Source organism: gamma proteobacterium symbiont of Axiagastus rosmarus, assembly GCF_059730925.1.
In genome coordinates, this window is sequence record NZ_AP035925.1 from 3,008,586 (window position 1) to 3,022,130 (window position 13,545).

General features: G+C 58.2%; 16 protein-coding genes and 1 other RNA gene. 7 read left to right on the forward strand and 10 right to left on the reverse strand.

The window, feature by feature from the left end; all coding sequences use genetic code 11:
• Positions 1 to 26: 26 nt before the first annotated feature.
• From AC6I8F_RS14295 to AC6I8F_RS14305, 3 genes are read right to left on the reverse strand one after another with little or no spacing between them, the layout of a single operon-like run.
• Complete coding sequence (locus AC6I8F_RS14295) at positions 27 to 905, reverse strand: metal ABC transporter substrate-binding protein (protein WP_498028144.1); 879 nt, start codon at positions 903 to 905, stop codon at positions 27 to 29.
• A 21-nt stretch (positions 906 to 926) separates the two neighbouring features.
• Positions 927 to 1,766, reverse strand: a complete 840-nt coding sequence (locus AC6I8F_RS14300) for a metal ABC transporter permease (protein ID WP_498028145.1) — start codon at positions 1,764 to 1,766, stop codon at positions 927 to 929.
• Positions 1,763 to 2,419, reverse strand: a complete 657-nt coding sequence (locus tag AC6I8F_RS14305; RefSeq protein ID WP_021507205.1) for a metal ABC transporter ATP-binding protein — start codon at positions 2,417 to 2,419, stop codon at positions 1,763 to 1,765. The genes AC6I8F_RS14300 and AC6I8F_RS14305 overlap by 4 nt, the downstream gene beginning before the upstream one ends.
• A 327-nt stretch (positions 2,420 to 2,746) precedes the next feature.
• Here AC6I8F_RS14305 and AC6I8F_RS14310 point away from each other — a divergent pair, with 327 nt between their 5' ends.
• From AC6I8F_RS14310 to AC6I8F_RS14320, 3 genes are all read left to right on the forward strand, one after another.
• Complete coding sequence (locus AC6I8F_RS14310) at positions 2,747 to 3,100, forward strand: hypothetical protein (RefSeq protein WP_104092658.1); 354 nt, start codon at positions 2,747 to 2,749, stop codon at positions 3,098 to 3,100.
• Positions 3,101 to 3,245: 145 nt separating this feature from the next.
• Positions 3,246 to 3,623, forward strand: coding sequence for an Hha toxicity modulator TomB (gene tomB / locus AC6I8F_RS14315; RefSeq protein WP_021313568.1), 378 nt, complete (start codon positions 3,246 to 3,248; stop codon positions 3,621 to 3,623).
• Between the two features lie 24 nt (positions 3,624 to 3,647).
• Positions 3,648 to 3,866, forward strand: a complete 219-nt coding sequence (locus AC6I8F_RS14320) for an HHA domain-containing protein (RefSeq protein ID WP_021507203.1) — start codon at positions 3,648 to 3,650, stop codon at positions 3,864 to 3,866.
• Positions 3,867 to 3,994: 128 nt separating this feature from the next.
• Here the strand turns inward: AC6I8F_RS14320 and ffs are convergent.
• An RNA gene (gene ffs / locus AC6I8F_RS14325) (signal recognition particle sRNA small type) lies at positions 3,995 to 4,091 on the reverse strand.
• Positions 4,092 to 4,267: 176 nt separating this feature from the next.
• Between ffs and AC6I8F_RS14330 the strand changes: the two genes are divergently transcribed.
• Entirely contained in the window at positions 4,268 to 4,579 is a 312-nt protein-coding gene (locus tag AC6I8F_RS14330; RefSeq protein WP_021507202.1) for an MGMT family protein, read from the forward strand.
• Between the two features lie 167 nt (positions 4,580 to 4,746).
• On the opposite strand, the gene AC6I8F_RS14335 is transcribed toward AC6I8F_RS14330, so the two are convergent.
• A complete protein-coding gene (locus AC6I8F_RS14335; RefSeq protein ID WP_021507201.1) occupies positions 4,747 to 5,304 on the reverse strand; it encodes a YbaY family lipoprotein in 558 nt (185 codons plus the stop codon).
• Between the two features lie 15 nt (positions 5,305 to 5,319).
• Between AC6I8F_RS14335 and AC6I8F_RS14340 the strand changes: the two genes are divergently transcribed.
• Both AC6I8F_RS14340 and tesB read left to right on the forward strand, forming a co-directional pair.
• The gene (locus AC6I8F_RS14340) at positions 5,320 to 5,511 is read left to right on the forward strand and encodes a hypothetical protein (RefSeq protein ID WP_136547754.1); all 192 of its coding nucleotides are present in this window, start codon (positions 5,320 to 5,322) and stop codon (positions 5,509 to 5,511) included.
• Entirely contained in the window at positions 5,508 to 6,371 is an 864-nt protein-coding gene (tesB, locus tag AC6I8F_RS14345; RefSeq protein ID WP_498028146.1) for an acyl-CoA thioesterase II, read from the forward strand. Before AC6I8F_RS14340 ends, tesB begins: the two co-directional genes overlap by 4 nt.
• A gap of 72 nt (positions 6,372 to 6,443) precedes the next feature.
• Here the strand turns inward: tesB and amtB are convergent, their stop codons facing one another.
• The 5 genes from amtB to AC6I8F_RS14370 all read right to left on the reverse strand — a co-directional run bounded on the left by amtB (position 6,444) and on the right by AC6I8F_RS14370 (position 12,388).
• The gene (gene amtB / locus AC6I8F_RS14350; RefSeq protein ID WP_058757951.1) at positions 6,444 to 7,733 is read right to left on the reverse strand and encodes an ammonium transporter AmtB; all 1,290 of its coding nucleotides are present in this window, start codon (positions 7,731 to 7,733) and stop codon (positions 6,444 to 6,446) included.
• A 33-nt stretch (positions 7,734 to 7,766) separates the two neighbouring features.
• Positions 7,767 to 8,105: a P-II family nitrogen regulator gene (glnK, locus tag AC6I8F_RS14355; protein ID WP_007886947.1), complete on the reverse strand. Its 339-nt coding sequence runs from the start codon at positions 8,103 to 8,105 to the stop codon at positions 7,767 to 7,769.
• 259 nt (positions 8,106 to 8,364) lie between these two features.
• A complete protein-coding gene (locus AC6I8F_RS14360) occupies positions 8,365 to 10,140 on the reverse strand; it encodes a SmdB family multidrug efflux ABC transporter permease/ATP-binding protein (RefSeq protein ID WP_498028147.1) in 1,776 nt (591 codons plus the stop codon).
• A complete protein-coding gene (locus AC6I8F_RS14365) occupies positions 10,133 to 11,902 on the reverse strand; it encodes a SmdA family multidrug ABC transporter permease/ATP-binding protein (protein ID WP_498028148.1) in 1,770 nt (589 codons plus the stop codon). The genes AC6I8F_RS14360 and AC6I8F_RS14365 overlap by 8 nt, the downstream gene beginning before the upstream one ends.
• A gap of 24 nt (positions 11,903 to 11,926) precedes the next feature.
• Positions 11,927 to 12,388, reverse strand: coding sequence for an Lrp/AsnC family transcriptional regulator (locus tag AC6I8F_RS14370; protein WP_211725172.1), 462 nt, complete (start codon positions 12,386 to 12,388; stop codon positions 11,927 to 11,929).
• A 115-nt stretch (positions 12,389 to 12,503) separates the two neighbouring features.
• Here AC6I8F_RS14370 and AC6I8F_RS14375 point away from each other — a divergent pair, with 115 nt between their 5' ends.
• Entirely contained in the window at positions 12,504 to 13,538 is a 1,035-nt protein-coding gene (locus AC6I8F_RS14375; RefSeq protein ID WP_021507195.1) for a PLP-dependent cysteine synthase family protein, read from the forward strand.
• The last annotated feature ends 7 nt before the right edge of the window (positions 13,539 to 13,545 follow it).

A 13,545-nucleotide genomic window follows, 5' to 3' on the forward strand; every position in this document is an offset into this window, starting at 1 on the left:
TGGCCGGGATGCTCCCCGGCCTTTTTTTACTTCATGCTGTGCAGCAGAGTTTCCACGTTGTGCTTAAACGCCGCCTCATAGGTGGGCGACGGCCCGCTGGCCGCTGACAGCGCTTCCGGATAGAGCTCGCCACCGGGTTGCGCACCGGTTTCACTGGCGATCTGTTTCACCAAACGCGGATCGGTCTGATTCTCCATAAAGTAGGTGGTGATGTGCTCGGCCCGGAGCTGTTTGATGATAGCGGCGACATCGCTGGCGCTGGCTTCCGCTTCGGTTGAGAAGCCCACCGGCGCGAGGAACGTCACGCCGTAGCGCTGACCGAAGTAGCCAAAGGCATCATGGCTGGTGAGCACCTTGCGTTTACTTTGCGCCACGCCGGCAAATTCACTTTTAGCCCAGCTATCCAGCTTCTGCAACTGCTGAATATAGCGTTCACCGCTGTGACGGATGTCGGCGGCATCGTCCGGATCGGCTTTGATCAGCGCGTTCATCACGTTGGTGGCGTAGATCACGCCGTTGTGCATGCTGTTCCACGCGTGTGGATCGGTGATGGTTTTGCCATCCTCCTCCATTTTGCGCGTATTGACGCCGTTCGAGGCGACCACCACCGTGCCCTTGTAGCCGGACGCGCTAATCAGCCGGTCCATCCAGCCTTCCATGCCCAGCCCGCTGACGAACACCACATCGGCCTGCGCCAGCGCCTGGCTATCCTGCGGCGTCGGCTCAAAGGTGTGCGGATCGCCATCCGGACCCACCAGCGATTTCACCTTAACGTGATCGCCGCCGACCTGTTTAACGATGTCAGCCAGCACGGTAAAACTGGCTACGGCATCAACAGTTTTTGCCAGCGTCAGCGGGCTAATCAGCATCGCGCCAATCGCCAGACTCAACGGTAACTTCTTCATACCTATCCCCTTGTCATCTTATTATCGACGGCGCAGCAGGCCGCCACATGGTCCAGTCAACACAGACAGCAAAAACAGTACGGCCGCACTCAGTACCACCGCCGGTCCGGCAGGTAGGTCATAGTGCCAGGAGAGCAACAGGCCGATAAAGGCGGCGATCAGCGCCAGCAGCATGGCAATCGCCAGCATGCGCGTAAGGTGACGGCTCCAGAAGCGCGCGCTGGTGGCGGGCAGCATCATCAGCCCAACAGACATCAGCGTGCCGAGTACCTGAAAACCCGCCACCAGATTCAGCACCACCAGCGTGAGGAAAATGCCGTGCACCAGCGGTGCGCTCCATTTCCCCTGCGCACGCAGAAAATCAGGATCAAAGGCATCAATGACCAGCGGCCTGAAGATCACGGCCAGCATCAGCAGGGTGAACGCGGCGATGCTGCCAACCAGCACAATCGCGCCGTTATCCACCGCCAGCAGCGAGCCGAACAACACGTGCAGCAGATCGACACTGGAACCGCGCAGTGATACCAGCGTGACGCCGAGCGCCAGCGAACCCAGATAGAAGCCGGAAAAGCTGGCATCCTCCTTCAGGGGGGTGTAACGGCTGACCGCACCGGACAGCAGCGCCACCGCCAGCCCGGCAATCAGGCCGCCAATGCCCATCGCCACCAGCGACAGGCCGGACACCAGATAGCCGATGGCGGCGCCCGGCAATACCGCATGGGACAGCGCATCGCCCACCAGGCTCATACGGCGCAGCGAGAGAAAGACGCCGAGCGGCGTTGCACTGATCGCCAGCGCCATGCAGGCCACCAGCGCCCGGCGCATAAAACCAAACTCAATAAACGGCTGGAGTAACGTCATGACGCCACCCGACACAGCCGCGGTTGCTGCGCACTGTCACGCTCATCCAGCGACAGCACGTCACGAAAATGGCGCGCCACCAGCAGCTTGTCGTGCAGCACCACCAGCAGCGTGGTGCCCGCCCGCTGCTGCTGTTCGAGAATCGACATCAGTAACGTTATCGTCGGCGTATCAATGCCGTTGAAGGGTTCGTCCAGCAGCCAGAGCTGGCTGCGCTGGAGCATCAGGCGCGCAAACAGCACGCGTTGCAACTGCCCGCCGGAAAGCATCGCGGGCTGCGCAGTGGCGAAGTCGCGCATCTGCACCGCCTCCAGCGCGGCATCAATCTCCTGCCTCAGCGCACGCGTGATGCCACCGAACCAGCCGCAGCGCGGCCAGCAGCCCATTGCTACCAGCTCATAGACGGTGAGCGGGAAGCGGGTGTCCAGCTCGCTGCGCTGCGGCAACCAGCCCAGCGCTTTTCGCGGCAGCTGCAGTTCACAGCGTCCCGCCACTGGCGGCAGCAGTCCGGCGATAGTTTTGAGCAAGGTTGATTTGCCCGTTCCGTTGGCCCCGACCAGTGCCGTCATACTGCCGGCCGCCAGTTCGCCATTCACCACCGGCGTCACCGCCCTGCCCTGATAGCCGCCCTGCAGACGATGAAAACGCATCATTGGTGCAGGCCCCAGACGATGGCTAGAGCCAGCAGGCTACTCAGCAGTAGCGCTACCAGCAGGCGCCCGCCGAGCGAGAGAAGTAATCCACTGTGATTCATGATAGGCAACCAAAATGTTATAACATAACAATATACTACCTGATGGCATCATCGCGACGCGCGGACGAAAGTGTTTCAAAAATTGATCAGCGGCGATACGCCTGGGCGATTTGTGCCATCAAGCCAGCGCCCATCGCAGCAATCGCCCTTTCTGTTTACCAATGGCTTGCAATGTCCGGGCTGAAAGCCAATGATAGAACTCTCCTTGCTTTTTACGGGATGCAGAATGCAGTCTATTATTCATAGTGATATTGATGTGAATGAGGATGATTGCGGCAAGTTACGCCAGATTATCCAGGGGAATATTCTCAAAATAGCCCAGGACCTTGCCGGCGATTTACAGTGGTATTCTCAAAACGCGCAATTAGTTCCGGACAGTTTTACCATTATTTCCATTCAGCCCGTCGGTCACAAACGATTTAAAATGCTTTACGATTTCACGTGGGATTTATTTAATCCCTGCCTTGATTTAAATGAAACCTTTACCCAACGTGAAGAAGTTTTGTTCCAGACAACGCCCGGCGCACTGGTGTTTGAGGTGATAGACAATACCCGCCCGTCACCGTGCGACGAATTGTAATATTTAGTAATTGGGTGAGCAAAACTAATGATTGTGGATTATATTTAAAAGGTCGCTGAATTCTTTTTATTCGTGATCGCTCCCTGGTAGCTTTTCCAAATCTCGCCGCGTCGCGGTAACTGTGCTCGCTATGGAGGGGAAAAAGATGGACGAATACTCACCGAAACGGCATGATATTGCCCAGCTTAAATTTCTGTGTGAGAACCTGTTTGACGAAAGTATGGCGACGCTAACCGACAGCCATCACGGCTGGGTTAATGATCCCACTTCGCCAGGCAATTTACAGCTCAACGATTTGATTGAGCATATCGCCTCTTTCACGATGAATTACAAAATTAAGCATGTTGAAGATGAAGCGCTGATTACGCAAATCGATGAATATCTTGATGATACCTTTATGCTGTTTAGCAGCTATGGAATCAATACCCAGGATCTTCAACGGTGGCAACGTTCAGCAAAACGCTTATTTAATCTGTTTGCCGAAGAGTGCGCTTATCTCCAGCAACCCAGCCATTCCTTTTAGCATCAGAGTGAGACCGGTTTATTTATGAGCAACCCAGCCTTAACCAAAACAGACTATTTGATGCGACTGCGTCGTTGTCGCTCAATTGACACCCTTGAACGGGTGATTGAAAAGAACAAGTATGAATTACCCGATGATGAGTTAGCGGTATTCTACTCCGCAGCCGATCACCGTCTGGCCGAGCTGACCATGAACAAGCTCTATGACAAAGTGCCCGGATCTGTCTGGAAGTACGTCCGCTAAGTTTTCTCCCCGCAGGTCGTTTCGTTACTCACCTTTATTTCCACGGATGACAGGCAGGCAAAGGAGTGCCGATACGGTGCTGTGCCGCATTGCGCGCAGGGATTTTGCATGGGCAGAAATGGTGGAGGCCCTGCCAGCTACATCCCGGCACACGCGTCGCCTGCTGCGGCTGCTTCCTTCCGGACCTGACCGAGTTCACAAGTTAGCGTTGCGGGAGAACCAACAGGGCCCCCATTGACGAGCTCTCATGTTGAGAGCGCTGGCATTATCGGGGAAGCCCCTGGCAATTGCAAGCGCAGGCCGGGCAACCGTTGGTTTCTTGAACAGGCCGGCGGCAAAACCCTGCAGATAGCCGCAATCGCATGCTAAAGTGGCGCTTTTCCCGCAGACGAGGTGCGTCAGTGAGTGAACAGAGCAATTTTTCCGAGCGCGTCTGGCAAATTGTTGCCGCTATTCCTGCCGGTAAAGTGACGACTTACGGCGATGTCGCGCTGCTGGCCGGTTCACCGCGTGCCGCACGTCAGGTGGGCGGCGTGCTGCGGCGCCTGCCGCCAGGCAGTAAACTGCCGTGGTTCCGCGTGATTAATCGTCATGGTCGTATTTCGCTGCAGGGCGATGATCTTTTTCGTCAGCGCGATGCGCTGGAAGCCGAAGGTATTGAAGTGAGTGATGCGGGAGAAATTGAACTGGCGAAGTATCGCTGGGAGTATTAATGCTGACAGGCCGCACTCCCTTTAAGGCGCGGGAATGGCACTGCAGAAAGTAAAGCGTCACACGCCAGGGATGGCGTGTGCCGAGCGATCAGGGACGAGACAGCGCCTTTACTTTCTGCAGTGCCATTCTGGCGCAGCTTCCGTAACGCGCTGTCTCCCGTTTCAACTTACAGACTGGTTGGTGCCGGCACGGAGGCTGACGGCGTAACCTGGGTTGGCGACGTCGAAGGCACAGTGGTAGCAGCGCCCGGCTGGGTTGGCATCGCCATATTGGTCACCGGTACCAGCAGCAGTTCCGCTTTCGTTCCACCCTGATTAATCACCGGTTTCACCGTATCGGTGATAAACGCCAGCTTGCCGTCGATGGTGATCGCTGCGCTCAGCAAAATGCGCGCGTTCGGCTGGATATCGGCCGGGTTAAAGGGCAGCACAAACTGGAACGGTGCCTGTTTGCCCTCGGTGCGAACCACACGCTGTGACAGCACTTTGGACGGCGCATCCGCCAGTGACGCATCGGCCAGCGTCACGGTCAGCACCGCATCCGGCGGCAGCGCAATACGCTGGCGAATATAGACGGAACCGCTTACGTTTGGCTGGGCAATCGCCGACGGCTGCCCGGCCACGCTGGCGCCTAAAGTTGGCGTCGGCACGGGTTTACTGTGATCGGCACAGCCTGTGATTGCCACCGCCAGTGTCATACCGCTAATTACATGCCAGAGTTTCATCGATGTCGTCTCCTTATGAACACTATGATTGTCGGCGGTAAATTTATTGGCTGGGTTTTCCACCGCCGATTGCTGTTAATTCTGGCACAAAAATCCCCTTTGCGCCTGAAGCCCCGCCATGCTGCTGAAAACCGGGTAAAAGCGTTGCGCAAACTGGTCGGATCTTTCACACTGACGCCATTGGCATCACTGAGGAATCCGTTATGAGCCAGGCACTGCACAACCTGCTTAATTTATTGAATCTGGAAAAACTGGAAGAAGGCCTGTTTCGCGGCCAGAGTGAAGATCTCGGCCTGCGCCAGGTGTTTGGCGGCCAGGTGGTGGGACAGGCGCTGTATGCGGCAAAACAAACCGTGCCGGAAGCCCGTATCATTCACTCCTTCCACAGCTACTTTCTGCGCCCGGGCGACAGCCAGAAAGCCATTATTTACGATGTGGAAACCCTGCGCGACGGCAAAAGCTTCAGCGCCCGCCGCGTCAGCGCCGTACAAAACGGTCAGCCGATCTTCTACATGACCGCCTCCTTTCAGTCACCGGAAGATGGCTTCGAGCATCAGAACAGCATGCCGCAGGTGCCAGGACCCGATAACCTGCCCTCCGAGCAGGATCTCGCCCACCGGCTGGCTGCGCACCTGCCGCTCAAGCTGAAAGAAAAATTCCTCGCCGAGCGCCCGCTGGATATCCGTCCGGTGCAGATCCACAATCCGCTGAAAGGCCACGTTGATGAGCCGCTGCGCCAGGTCTGGGTGCGTGCCAATGGCCAGCTGCCGGACGATCGCCGCATTCACCAATATCTGCTGGGCTACGCTTCCGATCTCAACTTTCTGCCGGTCGCGCTGCAGCCGCATGGCAAAGGCTTCCTTGAGCCGGATATGCAGGTGGCGACGATTGACCACTCCATGTGGTTCCACCGTCCATTTGATCTCTCGGAGTGGCTCCTGTACAGCGTGGTAAGCACCTCAGCGTCCGGCGCGCGCGGCTTCGTGCGCGGTGAGTTCTTCAGCCAGGACGGCACGCTGGTGGCGACGACGGTGCAGGAAGGGGTGATGCGTCAGCGCGAAGCATAAAAAAAGGGGCGATTATCTCGCCCCTTTCTCATCATTATAGTTATAGCGCACTGCTCTTCTGCCAGCCGGCACTTACTGGTTGTAAGCGTTCTCGCCGTGGCTGTTCACATCCAGACCTTCACGTTCCTGTTCTTCCGGTACGCGCAGGCCAACAATCATATCTGCCAGCTTGAAGCCGATGAAGGCAACCACGCCAGACCAGACGATGGTCAGGCCACAGCTGAACAGCTGAACCCAAACCTGATGGCCCATAGTCACGCCTTCTGCGTAGCCCACGCCGCCCAGTGACGAGGAGGCAAACACGCCGGTCAGGACACAACCGAGGATGCCGCACACGCCGTGCACACCAAATACATCGCACGGGTCATCCACGCGCAGCCATTTCTTCAGCGTGGTCACACCCCAGATACCCGCCAGGCCACCGGCCAGACCGATAATCAGTGCGCCGCCGACGCCGACATAACCACAGGCTGGCGTGATGGCAACCAGACCGGCGATGAAGCCAGAAGACGCACCCAGCAGTGAAGGCTTACCGCGCAGCGCCCACTCACCGAACACCCACGACAGCACGGCACCCGCAGTGGCTACCACGGTATTCAGGAAGGCCAGCGCCGCGATTTCGTTCGCGGAAGACGCAGAGCCGGCGTTGAAACCGAACCAGCCAACGTACAGAATCGCGGTACCGGTAAACACCATCGGCAGGTTATGCGGTTTGAACGCTTCTTTACCGAAGCCAGCACGCTTGCCTACCAGGTAAGCACCAACCAGACCGGCAACGGCGGCGTTGATGTGCACCACGGTACCGCCAGCGAAGTCCAGCGCGCCATCCTGTGCCAGGAAGCCGCCAGCCCACACCATATGTGCGATAGGCAGATAGGCCAGCGTCAGCCACACCAGTACGAAAATCAGTACCGCAGAGAAGCGAATACGCTCAGCCAGCGAACCAACAATCAGCCCCACGGTGATACAGGCAAAGGAAGCCTGGAACGCCACGTGAATGTACTGATAGAAGCTGCCCATCACCGCTTTCAGCTCGATATTTTTCAGCATCGCCCACTGGAAGTTACCGAAGAAGGCGTTGCCTTCACTGAACGCCAGCGAGTAGCCGTAGACGATCCACAGTACGCACACTAACGCGAACGTCACCGCGACCTGCGTCAGCATCGACAGCACGTTTTTGCCGCGAATCAGGCCGCCGTAAAACAGGGCAATGCCGGGAATTGTCATGAACAGTACCAGCGCGGTACAAATCATCATAAACGCGTTATCGGCTTTATCCGCTACGGCAGGCGCAGCTGCCATCGCAAGAGACGGTAACAGCGCCAGGCTGGTGAGGCCCAACTTAGTCATTACTTTATTCATTTCTTTCCATCCCATCACAATTCAGAGCCCCAGTTACAGTGCTGCTTCGTCGGTCTCGCCGGTACGAATACGAATCACGCGCTGCAGTTCCGCGACGAAAATTTTGCCGTCGCCAATTTTGCCGGTGTACGCGGCTTTGCTGATCACATCCACCACTTCATCCAGCTGATCGTCCGCAATCGCAATATCGATTTTTACTTTTGGCAGGAAGTTAACGCTGTACTCGGCACCGCGGTACAGTTCTGCATGGCCTTTCTGACGACCGAAGCCTTTTACTTCGGTCACGGTCAGGCCCTGAATGCCAATGGAGGATAAGGCTTCACGCACGTCCTCCAGCTTAAATGGTTTGATTACCACGGTAACCAGCTTCATACGTTCCCCTCCGGATATAAAAATAGGTGAGTCTTCGCGGACACGCAGAGAGTTAAGCAAAGGCTGTGCCACAAATGGCAAAAGTGGGCGCTAAGGCTGCCGGGCGCAGAGTATCGCGCTCCGGTATGGCGTAACGGGCAAGGTTTTCATGCGGAAAAACAGAAAGGTGGGACTTTACTGCACTCCTTTGGTGCTTGCGGCCTCAAAGGAGTGCATCAATACAGAACATTCCGATAAATCTGCGCAAAAAAGGTGCAAATCACCCCTCTGCCGTTGCGGGTATGCCCGCCGCGAGTTCATCGCCGGCCTGCTGCAGCTGGTACATCTGCCAGTAACGGCCCTGCTGCGCCAGCAGTTCGGTGTGCGTACCGCGTTCGACCACCTGACCACGGTGCAGCACCAGAATCTGATCCGCTTCGGTGATGGTGGAAAGACGGTGAGCAATCACCACCAGCGTGCTGTGCTGGCGCAGCGTGCGCAGCGCCTGCTGAATCGCCTGCTCGGTGCCTGAGTCGATATTGGCAGTGGCCTCATCGAGGATCAGAATCTGCGGCAGCGACACCAGCACGCGCGCCAGCGCCAGCAGCTGCTTCTGCCCGACCGACAGCGTGTTCCCCTGCTCACCGAGCCGGGTATGAATGCCGTCGCGCATCGCGCGGGCCAGCGGTGCCAGCTGCACCTTCTCCAGCGCGCGCCACACGTCCTCTTCGCTGATATCGCGTCCCAGGCGCACGTTGGCCAATAGCGTATCGGCCAGTACTACCGGATCCTGTTGCACCATCGCCACGCTGCCGCGCAGCGCATCGTGCGTCAGCTGGCGCAGCGGGCGGCCATCCAGCTCAATGCCACCGCGCGTCACCGGATAGTAGCCCATCAGCAGATTGGCTAAGGTGCTTTTGCCGCTGCCGGTATGGCCGACCAGTGCCACGAAGCCGCGCGCCGGCACTTCGAGGTTGATATGGCTGAGCACGTCGCGGTTGTCGCGGTAGGCAAAGCTGACATCGCGCAGGGTGATACGCCCGGAAGTCAGCGGCTGAGCGTCACTGCCGTAGCCCTGCTGCGCCGCATCCATCAGTTCAAAAATACGCTCGCCCGACACCACCGCCTGCTGCAGCATTGACTGCTGCGTGGTGAGCTCGATCAGTGGCTCGTTAAGGCGGCCAAGATAAGTGATAAAGGCGTAGAGCACGCCAACCTCAAACACGCCCGGCGTGGCAAAGCTGAACAGCATTAGCAGACCGCACAAAATCAGTGCAGAAAACAGGCTGAGCAGCGGACGCAGCAGAAAGCCGTCCAGCCGCAGCGTCTCCATCCGCGCCAGATAGTGTGAACGGCTGGCTTCGCCCATGCGCTCGCCAAAGCGCGCCTGCTGGCGAAACTGCTGGATCACACTCATGCCGTTAATCACTTCGTTGAAGCCATTATTGATCTCGGCCAGATAGCTACGTACGCGGCGCGCAATCGGCGTGCTGTAGCGCTGATAGATCAGCATCACCGTTAACACCAGCGGGAAAATCACCAGCGCCACCAGCGCCATACGCCAGTCGAGTGCAAACATCGCCACCAGCATCGCGCCAATCAGCGCAGCGCTGCGCAGCACAGTGGCCACCACCGTGACGTAAAGATCTTTGATCACTTCGGTGTCGTTGGTGACGCGCGAAATAATCTGCCCTACCGGCTGGGTATCGAAGGCACTGAGCGGCTGGCGCAGCGCCGCATTCATCACGTCGACACGCAGCTGCTGCACAACGCCAATCGCCGCGCGGTTAAACAGCAGCGCCTGGAAATAGTGCAGACCCGCTGCCAGCAGCTGTAGCAGCACAAAGCCCACCAGCAGCCCGGCCACGATGCCCCACGGCATCTGGTGTTTAGCCACCAGGTTATCGATAAAATAGCTCACCAGCACCGGGCCGGTGACTTCGGCAGCGGCAGCGATCCACAGCATGCCGACGGCCAGCCACAGCGATTTGCGCCACGGTTTACCGTAAGCCAGCAGGCGTTTCAGCGTTGGCCATAAGCGTTGCGATTTAGCCATGGTCGGCTCCCTGTTCTGACTCGTCCTCATCCAGCGCGGCCTCCAGCTGCTGATAGCGATACATATCGCGATACCAGCCCGGCTGCGCCGCCAGCGTATCGTGATCGCCGCGCTGTGCCACTGCGCCCTGCTGCAATACCAGAATCTCGCTGGCTTCGGTCAGCGCCGACAGCCGATGCGCGCTGATGATCAGCGTGCGCCCTTTGCCCCACAGGCGCAGGTTATGCAGGATTTCATGTTCGGTACGGCCATCAACCGCCGACAGCGCATCGTCGAGGATCAGAATCTCCGCGTTGAGCAACAGCGCACGCGCAATGGCGATGCGCTGTTTCTGCCCGCCAGAGAGCATGACACCGCGCTCGCCCACTTCGGTAGCGTACCCCTGCGGCAGACGCAGAATGTCATCGTGCACGCAGGCCATCTGCGCCACGCGCTCAATCTCTTCCTGCGTTGCCTCCGGGCGGCCCAGCGCCAGGTTATTCGCAACGGTATCGGAAAACAGGAACGGCGTCTGACTGACCACCGCCAGCCGGCTGCGCCAGCTGTCCAGCCGCAGCTGCGGTAGTGGAATGGCGTGATAGCAAATCTCGCCCTGATCGATATCAAAATGGCGCTGAATCAGACTCAGCAGTGTGCTTTTGCCGCAGCCGGTAGGCCCGCACAGCCCAAGCATCTGCCCGGGCTGTAACTGGAAATGCACGTCGCTCAGCACCGGCGCGCTACTCGCCGGATAGTGGAAGGCGCGGATCGCCACCTGCAGCACGCCCGCATCCGCCGGCAGTGGCTGCTGACCATCCTCAACCGCAGGCGCTTCCGCCAGCAGCGCACCAATACGGCTCCACGCCGCGCTGCCGCGCTCGACGATGTTAATCATCCACGCCAGCGCCAGCATCGGCCAAATCATCAGCCCTAAGTACATGACGAAGCTGGTGAGCTGCCCGAGCGTCAGTGAACCGTGCCACACCATCCAGCCGCCACCGGCAATCGCCAGCAGATTCGAAAAGCCCACGGCGATATAAATGATGGGATCGAAGCGCGCATCGACGCGCGCCACGTGCAGATTTTTGCGGCCGGTGTCGCTGGCGATATCGGCAAACTGGCTCGACTGATGATCTTCCAGGCCAAAGGCTTTGATCATGCGGATGCTGGTCAGACTCTCCTGCGTTTGATCGTTCAGGCTGGAGAACGCCGCCTGCGCTACTTTGAAGCGCTGATGCAGGCGCGCGCCGTCTTTCTGGATCACCAGCGCCATAATCGGCATAGGAATCAGCGCCAGCAGCGTCAGCTCCCAGCTGATCTGCACGCTCATTACCGCCAGCACGACCAGCCCCATCACCAGCGAATCCACCAGCGTCAGCACCCCTTCACCCGCGGCAAACACCACGCGATCGACATCGTTGGTCGCGCGCGCGATCAGATCGCCGGTACGGTGGCGCAGGTAAAACGCCGGATGCTGGCGGCTAAGCTGGCGGTAAAAGTCTTCGCGCAGCTCCACCGCCAGCTGGTAAGAGGCGCCGAACAGCAGCACGCGCCAGACGTAGCGCAGCAAATAGACAATCACTGCGGTCACCAGCATCACGCCGATCCACAGAAAAATTTCGCCGCGCGTCAGGCTGTGCTGGGTCACGCCGTCGACAATCACGCCGACCAGATGCGGAGGCAGCAGCTGCAGCAGCGCAATGATAATCAGCAAGCTGATGGCGCCCAGATAGCGCCGCCACTCGCGCAAAAAATACCAACTTAACTGGCTGAATAATCGCACAAAACAATCTCTTGTGATGCCCGTTCAGGGCGCTACCGGCAAGGCGGTGGTGTATTTAATCTCTTCCATAGCGAAGCTGGAGGTGACATCAATCAGACCCGGCACGCCGTTAACCAGACGCTTGTAAAACGCGTCGTAGCTCTTCATATCGGCCACCTGAATGCGCAGCAGGTAGTCGTACTCGCCCGCCATGCGGTAAAAGGCCATCACTTCCGGCATCTGCTGTACCACCGCGACAAACTGCTGAAACCAGTCGCTGCTGTGCTGCTGGGTTTTGATCAGCATAAAGGCGGTGAGCGACAGGCCGAGCTTTTCACCATCCAGCAACGCGACGCGCGCCCGAATAATGCCATCATCTTCCAGCTTTTTCAGGCGTTTCCAGCACGGCGTGGTGGTGAGATTCACCGCATCGGCCAGCACCTGCAGCGACAGCGTGCAGTCTTTTTGCAGCAGCGCCAGCAGTGTGCGGTCAGTTTTATCTAGCATTCGCCACCTCAGGAGAAAAATTTTCTCTTATTTGCCAATTATAACCAAATTTTAGCAACCTCTTTTTCCTGCCAGTGCCTTACACTGAGCGCAATCTCGCTGCCGGAATCGCACCATGCAAACGCCCTGGGTTCGCCACGCTATCAATGAAATTAACGCCGACTTTCAGCGCTCCGCTGATACGCACCTGATCCGTTTTACGCTGGATGATTTCCCCGGCATTCGCTTTTATCTTAAGGATGAAAGCACCCATCCAAGCGGCAGCCTGAAACATCGCCTGGCGCGTTCGCTGTTTCTCTATGGTCTGGCCAATGGCTGGATTGGAGAAAACACGCCGATCATCGAAGCCTCCTCCGGCAGCACCGCGGTGTCGGAAGCCTATTTTGCCCGTCTGCTCGGCCTGCCGTTTATCGCCGTGATGCCAGCCAGTACCGCACGGCGCAAAATCGAGCTGATCCGCTTTTACGGCGGGGAGTGCCACTTCGTCGCCGATCCGTGCCAGCTGTACAGCGAATCCGAGCGTCTGGCGCGTGAACTCAACGGCCATTTTATGGACCAGTTTACCTATGCCGAACGCGCTACCGACTGGCGCGGCAACAACAATATTGCCGAAAGCATTTTCCGCCAGATGGCGCATGAACCCTTCCCGGTGCCGCACACCCTGATCATGAGCGCCGGCACCGGCGGCACCTCGGCTACGCTGGGGCGCTACATCCGTTATCAGGGCCACGACACGCGCCTGCTGGTGGTCGATCCGCAGCACTCGGTGTTTTTCGATTACTGGCACAGCCGCGATCGCACGCTGCGCAGCGAGCGTGGCAGCCTTATTGAGGGGATTGGTCGCCCGCGCGTTGAGCCGTCGTTTTTACCGGACGTGATTGACGAAATGATGAAAGTGCCGGATGGCGCCACCGTGGCGGCCATGTTAAGGCTGGAGCAGATTCTCGGCCGGCGTCCGGGCGCCTCTACCGGCACTAATTTCTGGGGCATGCTGCAGGTGGCAAAACGGCTGCGCGCGCAGGGGCAATCCGCCGCGCTGGTAACGCTGCTGTGTGACAGCGGCGAGCGCTATCCGGATACCTATTACAATCCGCAGTGGGTCGCTGAGCAGATCGGCGATATTCAGGCGTGGCAGCGCGAGCTGCAATAAAAAACCG